The following is a 22,369-nucleotide window of genomic DNA, read 5'->3' as shown; positions in this document are numbered from 1 at the left end:
GCTGATCAGGTGCGTGATCAGGCGCCGGGGCGGAGCAGCTTGGTGCGCATGATCGACTCGCTGAGGTTCAGCTGACGATCGAGCTCCTGGGCCACGGCCGGCTCGGCGGTGAAGTTGACGACGGTGTAGATGCCCTCGGACTTCTTCTTGATGTCGTAGGCGAGGCGACGACGGCCCCAGATGTCGACGTTGTCGACGGTGCCGCCACCGTTCTTCACGACGGTCAGGAAGCGGTCCATCGTCGTGCCGACGGTGCGCTCCTCGGTCTCGGGGTCGAGGATGACCATGAGTTCGTACTGACGCATGCTTCTACCCACCTCCTCTGGTCTCGGCGGTCACGGGTCTCTCCCGTGACAGGAGGGTTGCAAACGTCCCGCCGTGAGCCACGGGTGACAGCCAACCAGATCGGTCCGACAGGGGTCGGGCTTCTCCACAGGCCACGGGGCGCACGGCGAACCCGGCAAGACTACCGGGCGGGCCCACCCCCGGCGAAATCGAGCCGGGCGGTGATCGCCGGCCCCGCGCGTCAGGCGAAGCGGACGATGAGACGGTCGTCGGCGCCGGTCATCGGACCGGCGAGGTCGTCGTGCTCGGCCACCGGGTCCTCGGCCGTGCCGCGACGCCCCCAGCGGTCGCGCGCCCGCAGCCACGCGACGGCGACGAGCCACAGCACCGCGACGACGCGCAGCATCGAGAAGAACGCGTACCAGGCCGGCGGCAGCCCGCGGTCGGGCACGGTCGTCGCGGCGATCGTCAGCCACACGGCGACGAAGTTGAGCGCCTCGGCGCCGGCCCACAGCAGGTGCTCGCGCCACTGGAGCGCACACCACGCGATGAGGGGCAGCAGCCACAGCGAGCTCTGCACGGTGAACGACTTGCCGGTCACCAGGACGATGCCGACCATGACGAGCGACACCTCGGCCACGGTGGGCCGGCGGGCGGACGCGAGGGCGAGCACCGCCCCGGCGAGCAGGGCCAGCAGCCAGCCGACGGCGGCGAGCGCGGTGACGACGCCGTCGGGCATCGCGTGCCCGGCCAGCTGTGGCAGCAGCCACGGCGAGCCGTAGCCGGCGGGCGAGGAGGACCACCCGAGGTAGGCCGACGCGGCCGCCGCCGGGTTGAGGAAGGAGACGAGCGACAGGATGCCGCCGAACGTGAGGAACGTGTAGAGCGCGAGCCGGCCGAAGGCGCGCTTCCGGCCGGAGCGCAGGCACAGCAGGCCGATGGCGATGACGAGGAGCACGGGGTAGCTGCGCGCGGCGATCGCCGCGCCGAGCAGCACGCCCGCGAGCGTCGGTCGGCGGCGCGACCACGCCCAGAGGCCCGCGCTCGCGAGCGCGACGCCGAGCAGGTCGGCCGAGACGAACCCGACGAGGGCGGCGACGGGCGAGAGGGCGACGTGCGCGGCCGACCACGCCGAGAACGCCGAGGACGCCACGCACCACACGACGACGAGCAGCAGCAGCGTCAGCAGCACCGACCACAGCGCGAAGTACCAGGCGGCGCGCGTGCGCAGCGACCCGTCGTCGGGCACGAGGCTCGCGACGGCGGTCAGGGCCAGGCCGGTCAGGGGCGGCTGGCCCGTGGTCGGGGCGTCGGAACCGCCCTGGAGGAAGGCGGCGAGCCCCGCCTTGACGTTGCCGTCGCGGTAGGCGTTGGGCAGGTCGGCGTAGCACGCGCTCCAGAACTGGGTGTCGCCGGTGAACCCGGTGCGCAGGCACGGCGCCCGCAGCAGGATGCCGAGCCCGGCCGTCACCGCGGTGAGCGCCGAGAGGATGGCCGCGGTGAGCACCCACGGCAGCTCGCGACCCGTGGCGTAGCGGCCGCGGGGTCCGCCGATGACCTCCGACGCCGCCGTGACGACCGGGTCGTCACGGCGGGCGGAGACGCGCATCACCGGGACGTCACCCGCCGGCGCCGGCACCGCCGCCGCCACCTCCGCCACCTCCGCCGCCGCCCCCACCGCCGGGACCGGTGGACGAGGGTGACGGGAAGGGCAGCGTGAACGTGCCGGTACCGGTCGGCGGGCCGGTGGGCGTCGGCTTGCCGGTGCCCTTCGTCTTCGTCGGCGTCGGCGTCTCGGTGGTCGTCGTCGGGGCCTGGGTCGTCGTCTCGGTCGTCGTCGTCGTCGGCGTCGGCGTGAACGTCGTCGTCGGCGTGGGGACCTTGTCGTCGCCGATGCCGGCGCGCTTCGGGAAGTCCTGCACCGGCACGCCGTCCATGACGATCTTCATGAAGTCGTAGAAGACGTCGGCCGGGACGGTGCCACCGGTGAGGTTGGTGTCCTCGGCGCTCGTCAGCTGCTGCGGGTTGCCGTTCGCGTCGGGCTTGTACATGCCGACCGAGACGGCCAGCTGCGGCACGAAGCCGGAGAACCAGATCGACCTGGCGTACGACGAGGTACCCGTCTTGCCGGCGATCGGGCGGTCGAGCCGCTGCAGCTTGGTGGCGGTGCCGCCGTCCTTGACCGTGTACGTCATGGCGTCGGTGACGTCCGCGGTGACGTCCTTGTCGAACGCCCGACGCGTCTCCGGCTTGGCCTGGTAGCTGAAGTCGCTCGTCGTCGAGGTGACCTTCTTGACGAAGTACGGCTTGGACCGGACGCCCTGGCCGGCGATCGTCGAGTAGGCGGTGGCCATGTCGATGACGTGCGGCGAGGCGGTGCCGAGGACGTTGGTCAGCGTGGTGTCGAGGCCGGGCGTGCGCTCCGGGATGCCGGCGTCGATCGCCGCCTGACGCGTCAGCTTCGGGGTGATCGTGTTGTTGAGGTTGACGAAGGCCGTGTTGATCGAGCGGCCGATCATCCGGCGCATGTCGACCATGCCGTAGGAGCGGTCGCCGAAGTTCGTGATCTTCGTGCCGGCGATCTCCTGCGGCTGGTCGCCGTCGAACTTCGTCTTCGTCGAGATGCCGTCGCGGACGGCGGCGAGCACGGCGAACGGCTTGAAGTTCGAGGCGCCCTGCATGATCGCCTGCGTCGCCGAGTTGAACTGGTTCTTGCGGTAGTCGGCGCCGCCGTACATCGCGAGGACCGCGCCGTCGCCGGGCTTGATCGCCACGAGACCGCCCTGGACCTTCTTCGGCAGGTTGTCCTGCATCGCCTGGATCGCGGCCCCCTGGGCCTTCTTGTCGATCGTCGTCGTGATGCGCAGGCCGCCCTGGTCGATGTCCTGCTCGGTCAGTCCCTTGGCGATGAGCTCGCGCTTGACCTGGGCGGTGATGAAGCCGTTCGGGCCCGCGGAGAACTGGTTCGGCTTGAACGGCAGGATCTTCGGCAGCTCGGTGTACTTGGCGCGCTCGGCCTGGCTCAGCCAGCCCTCGGTGACCATGCCGTCGAGGACGTAGCCGACGCGCTGCTGCAGGTTGGCCTTGGCCTTCGCGCCGTTGGCCGGGTCGTAGAGCGAGGGCGCGTTGATGACGGAAGCGAGCACCGCGCCCTCCTGGACGGTGAGCTTGCCGACGTCCTTGCCGAAGTAGGCCTTGGCGCCGGACTGGATGCCGTACGCGCCACGGCCGTAGTAGATGGTGTTGAGGTAGTCCTCGAGGATCTGGGACTTGCTGCGCTGGCCGTCGATCTTGATGGCGAGGAGGATCTCGCGAGCCTTGCGGCTGACCGTGCGGTCCTGGGTCAGGAAGTAGTTCTTGACGTACTGCTGGGTGATCGTCGAGCCGCCGACCTGGGCCTCGCCGGTGACGCTCGTCTTGACGGCGCGCAGGATGCCGCCGACGGAGATGCCGTTGTTGGCGTAGAAGGTGCGGTCCTCGGCGGCGATGTGCGCCTCCTGGACGGCCTTCGGCACCTGGGCGAGCTTGACCGACTCGCGGTTGCCGTCCTGGGAGGAGATGCGGTCCATCTCGGTCTTGCCGTCGCTGTAGTAGACGATCGACACCTGCCGGTTGGCGATCTCGTTCGCCGCCGGGATGGTGATCTTGTTGTAGGCGATGAAGACGCCCACGATCCCGAGCACGAACAGCACGGCGCCGGCGATCGAGCCCCACTTGAGGGTCCCGACCACCCACTTCTTCCAGCCGGTGCGTCCGCCGTCAGCGCCGCTGCTCCGAGCATCGCCACCACGCCCGCCGGCCTTGGCGGCCGACAGCTGGGCGGCACGGACCTCGCGCCTGCTCTGACTCACTCATCCACTCCGTTTCAGCGATGTGGCCCGGGCTTCCGCCCCGGGCCGCTCATCAGTATGACGCGACGCGACGCCGGAAACCCAAACGAGAGGACGAGCCTCACAGAGGCCGCACAGGCTGTCCACCGGTGCTCCCGAGGTCCTGCGACAGACGTACCCGTCCGCCGGCCCCCACCCTCACCCGCCCTCATCCGGCCGGCCGCCCGGCCCCTGACCCGCCCGCCGCCGTCCACCCCACCTGACGGGTTCCTGACGGCGGGGTGAGGTGTCGCTGACCCCCGGCTGACGCATCGTGACGCCGCGCCTGACGCCGGGGTGACGCAGCCCACACGGATCGCTGACGGCCCGACGGGTTCCGGGCTTCGCGGCCCGCGCCGAGCGGTGACATGACCCCTAGGCGAGCGCCCGGGGCGGGTGCTCGGAGGGCAGAGGTGAGTCGGATGGACGAACACGGCCAGGTTGCGACCATCGGCACGCAGGGGACGGACGGCACGACGCCGACGTCCCGGCGCGCCCGGACCGCCGGCGCGCGCGCCCGGCACGAGCACGCGGCCGGACGCCGCCGCGTCCGACCGCGTGGACGAGGCGGACGAGGCGGACGAGGTGGCCCGGGCGGCCTGCGCGGTGGCCCGGCACGACGCCTGGTGTCGGCCGTGGGTGCGATGGCACTCGCGGTCGGCACGCTCGTGTCCGTTCCCCTGCTCGCGGCGGTCCCCGCGCACGCGGCCACGAACGACGTGCACGTGCAGCTGCACGCGGCCCGCACCGAGGCGCACGCGAACCCGCCGGTCACCGAGGGCGACGCGGTCACCGACTTCCGCTACATGATCAACGTCGACAACAGCGGCAAGAGCGACCCCGCCGGCGGCCCGCAGCCGGGCTCCGGCTGCTCGGCCGAGGACCCCGGCTACCCGGCCGGCTGCACGTGGCCCTCGATCCTCGAGGACCCGGGCGCGGCCCCGATCTACCGCCAGGGCACGAGCGCCGACTTCGCGGGCGGCGCCTCGCTCACGCTGCCCGACGGCAACTACCTCGTGACCGTGCTCGCCGACGGCTACAAGATCGACGGCGCCCACTTCGCCGTGCCGAGCGCCGACGGCACCGTCGACATCGGCGTGCAGCCGGACCCGCTGCCCGACGCCACGTTGCGGGCCTACGTGTTCCAGGACGAGGCGTCGACCAACGGCGCCATCGACAACGGCGAGGACGGCCTCGCCGGCTTCCAGGCCCACATCAACGACACGCTCGGCGAGGTCACGACCGACATCTACGGCAACCCGCTGTGCACGACGTACGTCGGCGAGAACCCCGACACCCACATGATCCCGTGGAGCTCCGCGTCCCGTGACGCCGAGGGCCTGCCGATCGTCGACACCGTCGGCGGCAAGTGCTTCAGCGACTCGACCGGCATGGTCGCGGTGCCGCACCTCGGCACCAACCGGTACACGACGACGATCACGCCGCCGGACGGGACCGACTGGATCCAGACGACGACCCTCGAGGGCAACCACGACTTCGACACGTGGCTCATGGAGGGCGCCACCGGCTACGACACCGAGTTCACCGTGGCCGGCGAGCCGGTGCCGACGCCGCAGTTCGGCTTCGTGCACCCGCACAACAGCCTCGGCGCCACCGCGTCCGGCTCGATCACCGGCGTCGTCGTGGCGGCCAAGCAGTACTACCCGCCGGTCGGCGGCAGCTTCAACCTCTACAACGGCATGACGGGCAGCAAGCTCGACAAGCCGATCGCGAACCCGGTGCTCTCCCTCAACGACCTCGACAACGGCGACCAGGCCGTCTGGGTCGGGCGCGGCGACGCCGACGGCAGCTTCGCCATCCCGCACGTGCCGGACGGCACCTACCAGCTGACGTGGTGGGACGAGCCGCAGGACTACATCCTCATGCTCGTCAACGTCACCGTGTCCGGCGGCAGGGCCGTCGACATGAAGCAGCTGCCGATGAACGGCTGGTGGACCGAGGTCACCGGCCACGTCTTCCTCGACGACAACAAGAACGGCAAGCGCGACCCCGGTGAGCAGGGCGTGGCCCAGTTCCCGCTGACGCTGCGCAAGAAGGACAACTCGCTCATGGACCGCGGCTCGAACGCCGTGTCCACCGACAGCACCGGCTACTACCGCTTCGAGAGCGGCTACCCGCTGGCCGAGTGGTTCATCCTCGAGGCCTACTCCGACTCGTTCTACACGACCGGCGTCACCTACCAGGCCGACAACCAGCCGACGCCGACGACGGTCAAGGGCTCGGGCGTCGACGTCAGCCTGCTGCCGATCATCGGCCTGTCCGGCACCGTCGACTGGGGCGTGCAGAAGTACGACGCGGCCGGCACCAAGGGCGGCCCGCGCAACGGCGGCATCGTCGGGTCGATCAGCTACGACACGACCCGCAACGAGCTGGACCCGCAGTACGCGGCGGCCGAGGACTGGCAGCCGGGCGTCCCGAACGTCCCGGTCAAGCTCTACGACACCGTGGACTGCCCGGCCGACGGCTCGCTGCCCTGCGACCCGACCGACACGTACGCCCTGGCGGCCGACGGCTCGTACAAGCACGGCCCGCTGCTCAACACGTACATGTCCGAGTCGTGGGGCCGGCCGACCGGCTGCGTCGCCCGCGACGCCGACGGCAAGCCCTTCTCCCACCCGGCCGACGAGGACGTCCTCGTGCCGGACCAGGCGAGCACCGGCGAGTGCCTCGCGGCCCTCGTCCAGGGCGTCCAGGTCGGCCCGTACGCCACCGACCAGGGCACGCCGGACGCCAACTTCGGCGCCGCCGTCGACGGCAACTACGGCTTCGGTGACGGCTGCTTCACCGGCACCCTCGACGCGTCCGACCCGGCCAACCCGACGTGCACGGACGCCTCCGGCAACGACGCCTTCACCCCGCTGCCGGGCGGCCACAGCTACCTCGTGCAGATCGACGTGCCGAACGACAAGAGCGGCAACCCGATGTACTCGGTGACCTCCGAGGAGGACATCAACATCGCCCGCGGCGACACCGTCGTGCCGCAGGTGCCGCCGCCGGCGTGCGTCGGCTCCCTGCACACCGTCGACGTCGCCGGCGACGGCACCGACGACTACCCGGCCAAGACCGGCGACGGCACCAACGGCCTGCCGACCGGTGTCACCGTGCCGGCCTCCTCGCCGGTGTCGAACAACCCGTTCGTCGACATGGGCGGCTCGCCCTACGAGGGAACGGCCAAGCCGCGCTGCGACCAGAAGCTCGTCGACCTCAACAACGGCAAGTCGATCGTGCCGATGTTCAACGTCTTCACCGACGTGCCGCTGCCCTCGCGGATGCGCGGGCTCATCGTCGACGACCTCAACTTCTCCGTCGACAAGCGGACGACCGGCTTCGGTGACAAGGCCGGCGTGCCCTACGCCCCGGTCGGGATCTACGACTTCACCAACCGGCTCGTCTACACGGCGCACTCGGACTTCAACGGCATCTACGACGTCCTGATGCCCTCGACCGACCACATCTCCTGCCCGACGCCGTCCGGTGTCTGCACGGGCATGTACCGGTTCGTCGGCAACGACCCCGGCGTGCCAGGAGCGCTCAACCAGGACTACAACCCGCGGTTCCGGACCATCGCGACCGAGTTCGAGGCCATGCCCGGGGTGACCATCCCGACCGACCTCGCCCCCACCCAGGTGGGTGTCAGCATCGGCACGCCGGGCACGAGCCCGACGACCGTGTCCTGCCCGATCGACGCGGTGCAGCCGCAGCTGTTCTCGGTGTCCAAGCCGTTCGTGCGCAGCACCGACGTCGGCACGGCGCGCAACATCAGCATCAACGGTCTCGGCTTCGGGGCCACCCGGGGCACCGGCACCGTCACCCTCGACGGCGTCGCGCTGCCGACGAGCGCCTACCAGTCCTGGAACGACACGACGATCCAGCTGGCGATCCCGACCGTGGGCACCAACCCGGCCACGAACGTCACGGCCGGCCCGCACACGCTCGTCATCGCCGCGTCCAACGGGATGAAGACGGTCAACGGCATCACCTTCCACGTGCTCGGCACGGGGTACAGCCCGAACGTCTACACCGTCGGCCCGGGCGCTCTCGCCTCGAACGCGCGGTACAACCCCGCGAGCACGGCGAGCCAGACCGGCACGGCAGGCGTCAGCCACGCCATCCAGAACGCGCTCGACGACGCACGGACCAGCTCCGGCACCGACCTCGTGGTCGTCTACCCGAACACCGCTGTGCCCGTGACGAACCCGCGCGGTGCCTACTACGAGAACCTCGTGGTGTCGGCCCCGGTCAAGCTCCAGGGCATCGGCGCCGGTGGGTTCCAGGGGTCGACCCCGACGAGCCCGCACATCCAGGGCACCATCATCGACGGCAGCGCGTTCGGAGGCGACACCGACCTCGCGACCGACTGGTTCACCCGCGTCGACGCGATGACGTGGGCCGGCAACCAGGCCGTCAACGACGGCGCGGTCATCTACCTGCTCGCCCAGGCGAACACGTTCCCGGACACCGCCTCGGCCTTCAAGCCGGCCGTCGACGGGTTCGACATCCGCGGCGGTGACCAGCAGGGCTTCCCGGGCAACCTCAACGACCTGACCGGGCAGCTGAACAACCTGCCGCCGAACATCGTGACGCAGGGCGGGGCGATCTTCGCCAACGCCTACGTGCGCCAGCTGCAGGTGACGAACAACGTCGTCGAGAACAACGGCGGCGGCTACGGCACCATCCGCATCGGTACGCCCGACCTGCTGGCGCCCGACACCAACCAGCACAACGAGCACGTGCGGATCGCGAACAACCGCATCGTGCAGAACGCCGGCACCAACCTCGCCGGGGCCATCGGGCTCTTCGCGGGCTCGGACGGCTACGAGGTGGCCGGCAACGACATCTGCGGCAACTTCACCCTCGAGTACGGCGCCGGGCTCAGCGTGTACGGCTACAGCCCGGGCGGTTCGGTGCACCACAACCGGATCACGCTCAACAACTCCAACGACGAGGGTGCCGGCATCATGATCGCCGGTCAGCTGCCCGCCGACCCGACGACGCTGTCGCCCGGATCCGGCGCGGTCACCATCAACAACAACCAGATCCAGGGCAACCTCGCCAACGACGACGGCGGCGGCATCCGGTTCCTCATGGCGGGCAACTTCCCGATGAACGTCTACAACAACGTCATCGCGAACAACGTCTCGACGCACGAGGGCGGCGGCATCGCCATCGACGACGCGCCGAACGTGCGGATCTACGGCAACACGATCATGGGCAACATCACGACGGCCACCGCCGTGACGTCCAACGGGCTGCCGGCCCCGGCCGGTGTCTCCACGGCGACCAACAGCGACCAGCTGCAGGCGACGCTGCCCGCGGGCTCGCCCGTCTTCAGCCAGCCGCTGATGTTCGACAACATCCTGTGGGACAACCGTGCCGGCACCCGTGCGGGCACGACCGTGACGGGCATCGGCCTGGCCGGTGACGCGTCGCCGGTCGACGAGTGGGCGGTCGGCAACGCCGACGGCACGGGCCTGCTCGCGCCGACGAGCTCGGTGATCCAGCAGGACGCGTCGCACCCGTACACCGCGAGCGCCACGAACCGGTTCACGGACCCGCAGGTCGTGCGCCCGTACGCCCTGTCGGTGTCGTTCGCGACGTGGCGCCAGAACCCGGCCTTCGTCGACGCGAACGTCGTCGCGGTGGAGCAGCCGCCGGACCTCATGGGCGACTACCACCTGGCGTCGTGCGCGACCGGGTCGGCCTCGCCGGCCTGCAACCTCGGCGCGGCCTCGGCCGGTGGTGTCGCGATGCCGACGACCGACATCGACGGTGACGGACGTCCGTCGAACGGCGGCTACGAGGCAGGATCCGACGAGTCGCCGGGCGGCACCGTCACGCCGCCGCCCTCGACACCGGCGTTCTACTTCTCGACGACCGGCAACACGAACCCGCCGGGAGTCACCGGAACGGCCGACGACGCCGACGTCTACGCGTGGAACACGCCGTCGAACACGTTCAGCCGGAGCATCGACGTCACCGCGGCGCCGTACGGCGTGCCTGCCGCGGCCAACCTCGACGGCCTGTCGATGGTCGATGCGACGCACTTCTACGCCTCGTTCAGCAACGACACGACCCTCCCCGGACTCGGGGCGGTCCAGGACGAGGACGTCGTCTACTGGAACGGCAGCGCCTGGTCGGTGTTCTTCAACGGCACCGCCCACGGCATGACCACGGCCCAGCTCGACGTCGACTCGATCACCGTCCGCGGCGGCGTCCTGTACTTCGGCACCGCCGGGGCACAGCGCCCGCCGGGGGTCGGCGGGACGACCGACATGAACGACCTCTACAGCTGGAACGGCACGGCCTACGCACGGGTCTGGGACGCGTCGGTGCACGGCGTGCTGCCGCTGACCCACGTGGACGCGGCGACGTACGTGGACGCCACGCACGTGTACCTCTCGTTCGACGGCACGAACAACCTCATCCTCACCGGCGGGCTCAGCTCGCTGACCGTCCAGGACGAGGACGTCGTGTACTGGCAGAGCGCGAGCGCCACCTCCCTCGGCACGTGGTCGGTCTGGTTCGACGGCACGGCCCGCGGGCTCACGGCGACCGACCACGACATCGACGCGTTCTCGCTGCCGACGGGTGCGACCGCACCCGCGGCCGCCGCGGCCCGCGCCGGCGCCCGCCCCGCGCCCGGGATCGGGGGGCCGGTCCGATGACCGGTCGCCCCGGCCCCGAGCCGCACCTCCAGCCCACCGCTCCTTCACGACAAGGGGACACCATGGACACGCTCCACCCGACCGAGCCGGGCGTGCCCACGCCCGACGCGGTGGCGACCCTCGCCACCGGACCCACCGACGCTCCCGGCGCGGCCGCCGAGGCAGGGCACGGCGTCAGCCGGCGCCGGTTCCTCGGCCTCGCCGGGGGCGCGGCCCTCGTGGCCGGCGTCGGCACCTGGGGCGGGCGCGTGCTCGCGCCCGAGCAGGTGGCCTCCGCGGCCGACGCGCCGGCGAACCTCTACCTCGCCGGCACCGACGGCTGGATCCACCTGCCCCCGACGCCGGCGATCCCGCCGTACCACCCGGACAACCTCGCGCCGGCCGGCCTGACGACCTACGTCTTCGGGTTCCGCAACGTCACCGGCATGACGACGACGCAGCGGCTCGCGCAGAAGAACAAGGCGCAGCACTCGGCGCCGCTCTTCTGGGTCGACCAGTACGACCCCAACGCGCACAACGAGTTCCGCGTCCAGCTGACCAACCTGGGCCTCGCCCTGCGGCCCGACCTCTTCGACGCCCACACCCTGCACTGGCACGGGTTCCGCAACGTCATCCCGTTCTTCGACGGGGAGCCGACGGGCTCGGTGTCGGTGCCGGCCGGGCGCGAGTTCACGTACGTCTACCGGCCGCGGGACCCCGGGACGTACATGTTCCACTGCCACGTCGAGGACGTCGAGCACGTGCACATGGGCATGACGGGCCTCGTCTTCGTCCGGCCCATCCAGGACGGCCAGAGCAAGACCTACCAGGGGCGTACGTACACGAAGTTCCTCTACAACGACGGCGACGGCTCCACCGGCCACGACCGCGAGTTCGCGATGTTCCTGTCGGAGGTGTGGGCCGAGGCCCACTGGGCCGACGCGCACATCCAGCTGCCGGAGTGGAGCGACTACCGGGCCGACTTCGCGCTCCTCAACGGACGCGTCTACCCCGACACGCTCGAGCCGAACGGACCGTCGGTCAACGCGTTCCACACCGAGTCGGGCGTCACGTTCGACCCGAGCGGCGACCTCATCGCCCCGGCCGGACGCCCTGACCTCCAGTACCAGCCGAACTCCTCTCTCGTGCGGTGCAACTCGGGCGAGCGCGTGGCGCTGCGGTTCGCCAACCTCGGGTTCCGCGAGTCGGCCATGACGACGAGCGGCATCCGGATGCGGGTGGTCGGCCGCGATGCGACGCCGATGCGCGGCCGGGACGGCACCGACACCTCGTACGAGACCGAGACGCTCAACATCGGCCCGGGCGAGAGCTACGACGTCGTGTTCACGGCCCCGCCCAAGACGGGGTCGGGGGCCTACGACACGTACTACCTCTACAACCGCGCGTTCAACCGCTCGAACAACCTCGCACCGGGCGGGTTCGGCGGTCAGGCGACCGAGATCCGGGTGTACGCGAGCGGCGTCGGCCCGCAGAGCTACCCGAACGACTGGGGGAACTGAGCCATGAGCCTCACACCACGTCTCCGGCGTCGCGGGTCCTCCCTGCGACGCGTGCTGGCCGCCGCCACGGTCACCGCGCTCGGCGCGGTCGGTGCGGCGGTCGTCCAGGGCGCTCCGGCCACGGCCGACGCCCCGCCGCGCAACGGGATCGTCTGCACCTCGGGCGGATCCGCTCCCGCCAACCCGGTCTTCGACCTGACGACGCGCACCGGCTACATCGACCTGCCGGACGGCAACACCGCGTACATGTGGGGCTACTCGAGCGGGTTCGACCCGTTCCAGCACCCCGGTCCGGTGCTGTGCGTCCACGAGGGCGACACCGTCACTGTCATCCTCCACAACACCCTCGAGGACCCGACCTCGATCGTCTTCCCGGGCATGGACGACGTCCGCGCCGACGGGGTCGCCTCGCAGCCGCAGGTCGACGGCGCCGGCCTCGTGACGAGCCTGGCGCCCGGCGCCGCCGCCCTGACCGGCACGACGACGTACACGTTCACGGCGTCGCGTCCGGGCACCTACCTCTACGAGTCGGGCACAAACCCGGAGAAGCAGGTGCGGATGGGCTTGTTCGGCGCGATCGTCGTGCGCCCGAGCCTCGGCGACGACTACGCCTACGACTCCGCCGACAGCCGGTTCAACCCGACCGAGGAGTTCATGGTCCTGCTCTCGGAGATCGACCCCTACCAGCACCAGGCGGCCGAGGCGCACAAGAGCTTCAACCTCAACAACTACAAGGCGCGGTACTGGCTCATCAACGGCCGCGGCTACCCCGACAGCATCGCCGACAACGGCGCGTCGTGGCTGCCCAACCAGCCGTACGGCTCGCTCGCCACGGTCAAGCCCTACGACCCGGTGACGCACCCGCTCAACGGCCTGGCCCGCTACCTCAGCGTCGGCAGCGAGGACTACCCGTTCCACCCGCACGGCAACAACGGGCTCGTCGTCGGCCGTGACGGCCACCCGCTGAAGAGCCCCTCCGGTGGCGACCTGTCGATGGAGAAGTTCGCCATCAACATCGGCCCCGGCCAGACGTGGGACGTGCTCTTCAAGTGGTACGACGCCGAGGGCTACAGCCCGAGCAACCCGGTGACCGTGACGGTCCCGAGCCTCGCCAACCAGGTCGTCGGCACGTTCTACAGCGGCAGCCCGTACCTCGGCTCGACGCAGGCCCTGCCGCCGGGGGTGCAGACCCTCAACCAGTGCGGCGAGTACTACATCATCAGCCACAACCACGCGCTGTACCAGATCACCTCGTGGGGCGTGACGATGACCGGTCCCATCACGTACATGCGGATCGAACCGCCGGCCCCGAACACGTGCGGTTGAGGAAGAGGTGGATCCGATGACGACACGCACCCGCGCACCGCGCGTCCTGATCCGGTCGCTCGCGACCGGAGGCCTGCTCACGGCGGCCTGGCTGCTGCTCGGCCCGGCGGGCTCGGCGCACGCCGCCGACCGCTCCATCGACCTCTGGGCCGTCAGCGGCTCGACGAGCCTTCCCGGGCTCGCCTCCCCGCTGACGGTCTGGGGCTACAGCTCGGACGGCTCGGCGGTCACCGCTCCCGGTGGCCCCGTGCTCACCGTCGACGAGCACGACACGGTGACCATCACCCTGCACAACACGCTGTCCGAGAACACCGCCCTGCACATCGGCGGCCAGTCGCTCGTGCCCGACACCACGGGCATCCCGAGCGGCACCCGCACGTACACGTTCACGGCGGACCGCCCGGGCACCTACCTCTACGAGGCGGGCCTCACCCCGAACAGCGAGCACCAGGTGGCGATGGGCCTCTACGGCGCCCTCGTCGTGCGGGCCACGAACCCGGCCCAGGCCTACGACGACGCCGGCACGGCGTTCGACGCGTCGGCCCCGGTCGTGCTCGGCGAGATCGACCCAGCGCTCAACGCCAGCGCGAACCCGGCCGGGTTCGACCTGCGCAACTTCAAGCCGCGCTACTTCACCGTCAACGGCAAGGTGCACCCGCAGAACGCACCGATCGCCGCGGCGTCGGGGCAGACGCTCCTGCTGCGCTACGTCAACGCCGGGCTCTCCTACCGCTCGATGGGCGTCCTCGGCGCCTCGCAGCGGCTCGTCGGCGTCGACGGCAGCCAGCTGCGCAACGGGGCCACCGACATCTCGCGCACGTACGTCGCCGAGACGTTCGGTCCCGGCCAGACCGCCGACGCGCTCGTCTCCCTGCCGGCCACCGCGACCGACCGTCGCCTCGCCGTCTACGACGCGAGCCTGACGCTGCACAACTCGAACACGGCCGGAGCCGGCGGCATGCTCGCCGTCGTCGCCGTGGCCGGAACGGGCGTCGCCGCCCCCGACTCGGCGGGGCCGGCCACGACCGGCGTCGCCTGGGCGAGCGGCACGCTGACCGCGACGGTCAGTGACGTCGCGACCGGCGGCAGCGCCGTCACCGCGGCCGAGTACCGGCTCGACTCGGTCGCCGCCACCGCGACCGCGATGAGCGGGTCGTTCGGGACGCCGACGGTCACGGTCACCGCCCCCGTCGCCATCGCGTCCGGCCAGCACGTCGTCTACGTGCGCGGTCGCGACGCCGGCGGGAGCTGGGGTCCGTGGAGCTCGGTCCTCGTGACCGGCAACGACGTCGTCGGGCCCACGACGAGCGGCGTCGTGCTCGCACCCGAGCGCACCAACGGCTCGGTCGCCGTGGCCGTCAGCGCCACCGGCAACGACTCCGCCTCCGGTGGGCACGCCATCGGCGCGGCCCAGCTGTCGATCGACGGCGGCACCCCCGCCGCGATGACCGTCGCGACCTCTGGGCCGGTGGCGAGCGTGACCGGCACGATCCCGGCCGCCACGGTCAACCTCCTCGCCGAGGGCAGCCACACGGTGTCAGTTCGCACGCAGGACTCGGTCGGCAACTGGGGCGACCCGGCGACGGCGACCCTCGTCGTCGACAAGACCGGTCCCACAGCGTCGGCCGTCGGCGTCGACCCCGACCCGAACAACGGCCTGCAGCCGGTCAACGGCGCGACGCCGTCGGTGCGCCTGTCGGCGACCCTGACCGATCCCGCGTCGACCGTCGGCGCCGCGCAGAGCACCGTCGTGGCCGGCGAGGCCTTCGTCGACACGCTCGGCCCGCTCGGCTCCGGCATTCCGGTCGAGGCCTCGGACGGGGCGTGGTCGGGCCCGATGGAGAACGTCTACCTCGACATCCCGCTCGCCACGGTGCGGCAGATGACCGAGGGCTCGCACACGCTGTGGGTCCGCGGGCGCGACGCCGCCGGCAACTGGGGCGCGGCCGGCCAGGTCGTGCTGCACGTCGACAAGACGGCCCCGTCGATCGTGACCCTGACGGCGACGCCGAACGCGGCGACGAACACCGTCACGGTGTCCGGCACCGCGACCGACGCCCGGTCCGCACTGACGAACGTCGAGTGGTTCCGCGGCGCCGACCCCGGCGTCGGCAACGGCACCGCGCTGTCGATCACGGCAGCGGGCGCCATCAGCGGCACGATCGACACCTCCGGCTTCCCGGACGCCGCCGCGACCCTCTCCTTCCGGGTCCGCGACGCCGCCGGCAACTGGAGCGCGGTCGTGACCCGGACGGTCACCGTCACGCACCAGCTGCGCTACTCCACCGCGGGCAACACCAACCCGCCCGGCGTGGCCGGCACGGCCGACGACTCGGACATCTACCTGTTCAACGGCGCGAGTCACTCCCGGCTCCACGACCTGACGACCATGGGTGTCCCGACGGCCGCCAACGTCGACGGCTACAGCCGAGAGGACGACACGCACTTCTACGTCTCGTTCACCGGCCCGACGACCGTGACCGGCTTCGGGACGGTCCAGGACGAGGACGTGCTCTACCGCAACGGCGCCACGTGGCAGATGTACTACGACGGCTCGACCCACGGCATCACCGCCAACGTCGACGCCATCAGCGTCACCGGCACCGGCACCGGCCGCGTCCTCTACTTCTCCCTCGCGACGAACACGACGCCGTCGGGAGTCACGGGGGCGGCCGGGGACGACGCCGACATCTACCGGTGGACGAGCGGCAGCACGTACACGCGGGCCCTCGACGCGACGACGGTCGGGATCCCGGCCACCGCCAACGTCGACGGCGTCACGTGGGTCAGCGCGACGGACTACTACCTGTCCTTCAGCGCCGACGCGGCCATCACCGGCCTCGGCACCGCGGCCGACGAGGACGTGATCCACCGCACGGGCACGACGTGGAGCACGTACTTCGACGGCTCGCTGCACGGCATGACCAACTCCAACCTGGACGTCGACGCGTTCGACATCCGCTGACCCGAGACGGGCGCCGGCCACCCCCGGGCCGGCGCCCCGTCGGAAGGAGCGAGGCGATGACCGCCCCCACCCTCACCGCACCGGACCCGCGCGACTCCGCCGCTCCCGGTCGGGCCCGCCCACGCCGACGGGCCAGGGCGGTCATCGTCCTCGTTGTGCTCGCCCTGCTCGCCATCGGCATCGCCATCGGGACGCGGGCGGCCGTCCGGGCGGCGGACGACGTGCGCTCGGGGACCCGGGCCGTCAGCGCGCAGGACTTCGCGGCGGCCACGGGCGTCAACCTCTCCCTGCTCGGCGTCACGGCCCAGGGCGGGATGATCGAGTTCCGCTACCAGGTCGTCGACCCCGACAAGGCGAGTCTGCTGCTGCACCAGGACGACCGGCGCCCGATCCTCGTCGCCGAGGACACCGGCGCGACGCTCGTCATGCTGTCGCGGCCCCACAACCACAAGGCCGACCTCAAGCTCGGCGGCACGTATTTCTTCATGATGGCCAACACCCAGAACGCGGTGCGCGACGGCACGAAGGTGACCGTCATCGTCGGGGACGTCCGCCTCGAGCACGTGGTGGCCCGCGCATGACCGTCGCGGCCCGCCGTGAGCCCGCTGCCCGGCGGGCCGCGCGCCCGACCCTGTCGTCATCCGCATCGCGGGTCTCCCTGTCCTGCAGGCCGACCCGGCGCCCCTTCACCCTGGCAGCCGCGATCCTCCCGACGCGGCGCAGCGGGGTTGCGGGGGCGCCGGGCATCCTGCGGGCCGTCGTCGCCGCGGCCCTCCTCGTGCTCGTCGCGCTCGTCTCGGGGGCCGGCGCGGCGTCGGCGCACAGTGCCCTCGAGCGCTCCGACCCGCCGAACGGGGGCATGGTCGCCACCGGCCGCACCAGCCTGACGCTGTGGTTCGGCGAGCCCGTGTCCGCCTCCGGCAGCGCGTTCAGCGTCCGCCCGAGCGACGCGTCGGCCCCGCCGGTCGCGACGACCGCCACGCTCGACGCGTCGGGCGCCGTCGTCCACCTGCGCACCCCGCCGCTCGAGCGGGGCACCTACACGATCGCCTGGTCGGTCGTGGCCCTCGACGGCCACGCGACGCGCGGCACGGTCGTCTTCGGTGCCGGCTTCCGGCCCGACGGCGTGCCGGCCGGGGCGTCCGGGCCCGCGCCCGACCCCGCCCAGGTCGTCGCCCGCCTCGCCGACCTCGGCGGCACGCTCCTCGCACTCGGCGCCCTCGCCGTCGCCGGCCGGGTCCTCACCCAGCTCGGGGCCACCGGTGCGCGGCTGCGGCGTCGGGTGCTGCGGCTCGGGGCCCTCGGGGCGGCGGTGTCCCTCTCGGCCGCGGCCGCCGTGCCGGTGCTCACCGCACGGGCCGGCCTCGATGCGTCGGCCGGCGCGCCGGGGCAGGGCGCGTCGCTGACGTCCGCGGTGCGTGAGGTCCTCCTCGGCAGCACCTGGGGCGTCCTCTGGGTGCTGCGGCTGCTCGCCGTCGCGTCCGGGCTCGTCGGACTCGTCGTCGCGAGCCGGCGGTCGGGTTCCGGCGGCCTTGCGGTCGGCGGGGCCTCCGCCGACGTGACCGCGCCCGGCGCGACGACGGGGGCCGCACCGACACCGCGGGCCTGGACGCGTCCGGCCCGGGTGGCCCTCGGCGCGCTCGTCGTCGCCGCGTCGCTCGACGGCTTCGCCGGCCACGCGTCGACGCTGCCGGCCCGGTCGGTGCCGGCCGCGCTCGCCGCGACCCTGCACGTGCTCGCGGCGGGGGTGTGGGCCGGTGGCCTGCTCGTCCTCGTCGTCACCGTCGTGCCGCTCATGCGCCTCGACGCCGCGACCCGCCGCTCGGTGTCGCCGCGGGCCTGGCGGGCCTTCAGCCCGATGGCGGCCGCCTCGACCGTCGTCCTCGTCGGGACCGGGCTCTACGAGGCGGGGCGGCACGTCGAGTCGGTGTCGACGGCCACCCGCAGCGTCTACGGCACCGGCGTGCTCGCCAAGCTGCTCCTCGTCGCCGTGGCCCTCGCCCTCGCGGGCTACAACACGGTGCTCGTCAACCCGGCGGTGTCGGCACGCGTGGGCCGGGTGCTGCGCCTCGGGGCCGGCTGGCGCCCGCGGCGGCGCCGGCTCGCCGTGACCGTGACCGTCGAGGCCCTCGTCCTCGCGGGCGCGGTCGCCGTGGCCGCCCTCATGACGTCGGTGCCGACGGCGCGCGAGGTGCAGGCCGCAGCGGCGGTCACCGCGCCCCACAGCGCCACCGTCGACGGCCTCTTCGTGACGTTCGAGGCCGTCCCGACGGGCGAGCAGCTGCGCCTCGTCGTGCGCACCGAGGCCGTCGTCCGCCCCCTGCCAGCACCGCCCGCCGGCGTCGAGGTGGGGCTCGCCCCGGCCGGCACCGTCACGCTGCGCCCGGTCGAGCCCGGGCGCTGGGAGGGCACCGCCGCCGTACCCACGAGCGCCGACTGGACCGCGGCCGTCGTCGTGCACCGGTCCGGGCGCCCCGACTCCGTCGTCCTCGTCCCGTGGTCCACCGCCGCAGCCGGGGCCACCACCCCGCTCGAGCTCGTCACGAGCGGCCTGGCCGTCGCGATGCTCCTCGCGCTCGCGACCGTCGTCGCCGTGCGGCGCCGACCCCGCGCCACCGACTCCCCCTCCCCCTGGTCACCCCCCGCGGGAGTCGGTGGTGCCGGACCCGGCCGCAGCAGCGAGGACGAGCACCTCGAGAAGGCGATGACCCGATGAACCCGTCGAACCACCCGTCGACCGACCTGCCCACCCGCCGCGTCGCGGCCCGCGCCGGCGTCCTCGGATCCGCCGCCCTCGGGGCCGCCACGCTCGTCGGCGCGCTGCTCACTGCCCCGGCAGTCGCGAGTCCCCTTGACGCACAAGGCAACCCGGGCTCGGGCTCGACCGTGCCCGCCACCGTATCGGCGCCGCTGGCCCGCACCCTCGGCACGGCCCCGGCGTCGGGGCACGTCCGCGTGCTCGTCACGCTCCGCGCCCGCGCCGACCTCTCGGGCCTGCCCGCCCAGGCGCGCGACCGCCGGCTCGCCGCCGTCGTCCAGCGGCTGCGCGAGCACGCGAGCACGAGCCAGGCCCCCCTGCGTGCGCGGCTGCACGCGCTGGCCGCGGCCGGCGAGGTGGGCGCCGAGACGCCGCTGTGGGTCACCGACGCCGTCGCCGTCACCGCCTCGCCGGCGGCCGTCCGCGAGCTCGCGGCCCGGCCGGACGTCGCGAGCGTGACGCCCGACGCCATCACGGTGACGCCGGTCGCGGCGCCGGCGGAGCCCAACCTCACCGCCGTCGGCGCGCCGAGCATGTGGGCCGCGGGCCAGACCGGCCAGGGAGTCGTCGTCGCGACCCTCGACAGCGGCGTCGACACGAGCAACGCCGACCTCGCGTCCCGGTGGCGCGGCGGGACGAACAGCTGGTTCGACCCCTACGGGCAGCACGCGACGCCCGTCGACCTCAGCGGGCACGGCACCGCCACCACCGGCCTCGTCGTCGGCGGCGACGGCGCCGGCACCTCCTACGGCATGGCGCCCGGGGCGTCGTGGATCGCGGCGCGGGTGTTCGACGACCGGGGCGCTGCGAGCGCCACGGCGATCCACCAGGCCTTCCAGTGGGTCCTCGACCCCGACCACGACCCGTCGACGGCCGACGCGCCGCGCGTCGTCAACGCGTCGTGGGTCCTCGGCGCCGGGCCGGGGTGCGACCTCTCCTTCCAGCCGGACGTCCGCGCCCTGCGCGCCGCCGGCATCGTGCCGGTGTTCGCGGCCGGCAACTTCGGGGCGTCCGCGTCGACGAGCGCCAGCCCGGCCAACTACCCGGAGTCGCTGTCGGTCGGTGCGGTGTCGGCCACCGACACGATCTGGTCGGGCTCGAGCTCGGGGCCCTCGACGTGCGGCGGGCGCACGCGCGTCTTCCCGGACGTCGTGGCCCCGGGCGTCTCGGTGCTCGTCGCCGACCGGTACGACACGTACACGTACGCGTCGGGCACCTCGGTCGCCGCGCCGCACGTGACCGGAGCGCTGGCCCTGCTGCTCGGCGCGCACCCGGACCTCGCCGCGTCGACGCTCGAGCAGGGCCTCGTCGCGACCGCGCACGACCTCGGTACCGCCGGGGCCGACGACCGGTACGGCGCCGGACGGGTCGACGTGCCGGCGGCCGACGCGTGGGCCGCCACCGTACCCGCACCCACCCCCGACCTCGCTCTGGCGGTGTCCCCTGGGTCGGCGTCGACGCGCGCCGGTGGCGCCGTGACGTTCGGCGTCACAGCCACGCCCGCGGGCGGCTTCGCCTCCGCGACGTCCCTGTCCGTCACGGGCCTGCCGACGGGGGCGACCGGCACGTTCTCGCCGGTCGCGCTCGGGCCGGGCGCCTGGAGTTCGACGCTGTCGGTCACCACGGGCGCCGGCGTCGTGCCGGGCTCCTACCCGCTCACCGTCACGGCGGCGGGCGGCGGGCTGGCCCGCACCGCGACCATGACGCTCGTCGTCACCGCGGTGCCCGACTTCACGCTGTCGGCCTCGCCGACCTCGCGCACCGTCAAGCGCGGCCAGACGGCGAGCTACCCGCTGACCATCGGGGCCTCCGGCGGGTTCACCGGGAAGGTCACGCTGTCGCGGTCGTTCCTGCCCGCCGGTGCGACGTCGTCGTGGACGGTCAACCCGGTCGCGGCGCCGGGCACCTCGCGCCTCGACATCAGGCCGTCGTCGACGACGCGTCGCGGCACGTACACGGTGACGGTGACCGGCACGGGAGGTGGGGCGACGCACAGCGTGACGCTGACGCTCGTCGTCACCTAGTCGGCCGGACCGGGCGCAGGACCGCTCGATCGGGAAGACGCGTCGGCCTCCCCTGGTGTCGACGTCCTCGTGCCGCGTCCTCAGCGTTGCTCCGCATGGTGAGCCAAGGTCGGGGCGGGATGCACGCCTCTCCGGTGGCTCGTGGGGTGGAGCAACGCTGAGGGCGTCGGAGGACTGTCGGCACCGTCCAGCGCCGACCTGGGCCGACCGGGTGCCGGAGGTCTCGGACGGGTCACGGTCACCGGCCGGGCCTTGACCCGTCGCGCCGCGAGCCCTTGACTGCTAACCACATGAATCCGAACGAGTGGTTAGGAGATCCGATGCACCGCCGCACGACCGCCCCCACCCGCCCCCGTACCGCCGGCCGCGCACCATCGCGACGCCCCGTCGCAGCGGCCGCCGCAGCAGCCACCGCCATCTCGGCCGCGGCCGTCGTCGCGTCGGCGGGCGCGGCGAGCGCCGACACCCCGTGGACGCCTTACGTCGAACAGAGCAGCTTCGTCGTGCCGGCGGCCCGGTCCACGTGCGGCTTCGACGTGCGCGAGGACGTCGTCAGCCAGGCCGAGGAGTACCGGACGACGGCCACGTGGCCCGACGGTTCGCCGCGCGAGCAGGTGTGGCGGGGAGACCTGACGATCCGCTTCACCAACCTCACGTCCGGCGCGTCGGTGGTGCGCGACCTCGGCGGCACCGGCGTCTACGTCTTCAACCCCGACGGCTCGCCGGCTTCCCTCACCTCGCAGCACGGGCCGTTCGCCGCGACGATGCCTCCGGGCAGCACGCCCGGCACCGGCATCTACGTGCTGTCCGGCCACGGCACCGGCGTGACGTTCGAGACCGACGGCACGCGCTCGTTCACGCTCGGGCCCGCGGGCAGCGCCGAGAACCTCTGCACCGCCCTCGCCTGACCACCGAGCCCGCAGCCCACCCCCGGCACCGGGCCCCGGTCTGACTCCG

11 protein-coding genes are annotated in these 22,369 nt (G+C 72.6%); 8 read left to right on the top strand and 3 right to left on the bottom strand.

The annotated features are described in order from the left end of the window. Positions 1-17: 17 nt before the first annotated feature. From rpsF to RY076_RS01390, 3 genes are all read right to left on the bottom strand, one after another. The gene (rpsF, locus tag RY076_RS01400; RefSeq protein WP_323095592.1) at positions 18-305 is read right to left on the bottom strand and encodes a 30S ribosomal protein S6; all 288 of its coding nucleotides are present in this window, start codon (positions 303-305) and stop codon (positions 18-20) included. Positions 306-526: 221 nt separating this feature from the next. Then, on the bottom strand, positions 527-1,894 hold the full coding sequence (locus RY076_RS01395) for a glycosyltransferase 87 family protein (RefSeq protein WP_323095591.1): 1,368 nt from the start codon (positions 1,892-1,894) through the stop codon (positions 527-529). Between the two features lie 10 nt (positions 1,895-1,904). Further along, complete coding sequence (locus RY076_RS01390; RefSeq protein ID WP_323095590.1) at positions 1,905-4,136, bottom strand: transglycosylase domain-containing protein; 2,232 nt, start codon at positions 4,134-4,136, stop codon at positions 1,905-1,907. Positions 4,137-4,789: 653 nt separating this feature from the next. On the opposite strand from RY076_RS01390, the gene RY076_RS01385 reads away from it, so the two are divergent. The 8 genes from RY076_RS01385 to RY076_RS01350 all read left to right on the top strand — a co-directional run bounded on the left by RY076_RS01385 (position 4,790) and on the right by RY076_RS01350 (position 22,320). Then, complete coding sequence (locus RY076_RS01385) at positions 4,790-10,840, top strand: hypothetical protein (RefSeq protein WP_413785721.1); 6,051 nt, start codon at positions 4,790-4,792, stop codon at positions 10,838-10,840. Positions 10,841-10,902: 62 nt separating this feature from the next. Next, positions 10,903-12,339: a multicopper oxidase domain-containing protein gene (locus RY076_RS01380; protein WP_323095589.1), complete on the top strand. Its 1,437-nt coding sequence runs from the start codon at positions 10,903-10,905 to the stop codon at positions 12,337-12,339. Between the two features lie 3 nt (positions 12,340-12,342). Beyond that, a complete protein-coding gene (locus RY076_RS01375) occupies positions 12,343-13,665 on the top strand; it encodes a multicopper oxidase domain-containing protein (protein WP_323095587.1) in 1,323 nt (440 codons plus the stop codon). 16 nt (positions 13,666-13,681) lie between these two features. After that, the gene (locus tag RY076_RS01370) at positions 13,682-16,630 is read left to right on the top strand and encodes a multicopper oxidase domain-containing protein (RefSeq protein ID WP_323095586.1); all 2,949 of its coding nucleotides are present in this window, start codon (positions 13,682-13,684) and stop codon (positions 16,628-16,630) included. Between the two features lie 56 nt (positions 16,631-16,686). Then, entirely contained in the window at positions 16,687-17,211 is a 525-nt protein-coding gene (locus tag RY076_RS01365) for a hypothetical protein (RefSeq protein WP_323095585.1), read from the top strand. After that, a complete protein-coding gene (locus tag RY076_RS01360; RefSeq protein WP_323095584.1) occupies positions 17,208-19,346 on the top strand; it encodes a copper resistance CopC family protein in 2,139 nt (712 codons plus the stop codon). The genes RY076_RS01365 and RY076_RS01360 overlap by 4 nt, the downstream gene beginning before the upstream one ends. Then, on the top strand, positions 19,343-21,412 hold the full coding sequence (locus RY076_RS01355) for a S8 family serine peptidase (protein WP_323095582.1): 2,070 nt from the start codon (positions 19,343-19,345) through the stop codon (positions 21,410-21,412). Before RY076_RS01360 ends, RY076_RS01355 begins: the two co-directional genes overlap by 4 nt. A 320-nt stretch (positions 21,413-21,732) precedes the next feature. Further along, the gene (locus RY076_RS01350) at positions 21,733-22,320 is read left to right on the top strand and encodes a hypothetical protein (RefSeq protein ID WP_323095581.1); all 588 of its coding nucleotides are present in this window, start codon (positions 21,733-21,735) and stop codon (positions 22,318-22,320) included. Positions 22,321-22,369: the final 49 nt, after the last annotated feature.

The sequence above is a fragment of the Intrasporangium zincisolvens genome, assembly GCF_034724055.1.
GTDB classification, from domain to species: Bacteria; Actinomycetota; Actinomycetes; order Actinomycetales; family Dermatophilaceae; genus Monashia; species Monashia zincisolvens.
Note: the sequence above shows the minus strand (reverse complement) of the source record. Positions and strands in the feature narration are given on the sequence as shown.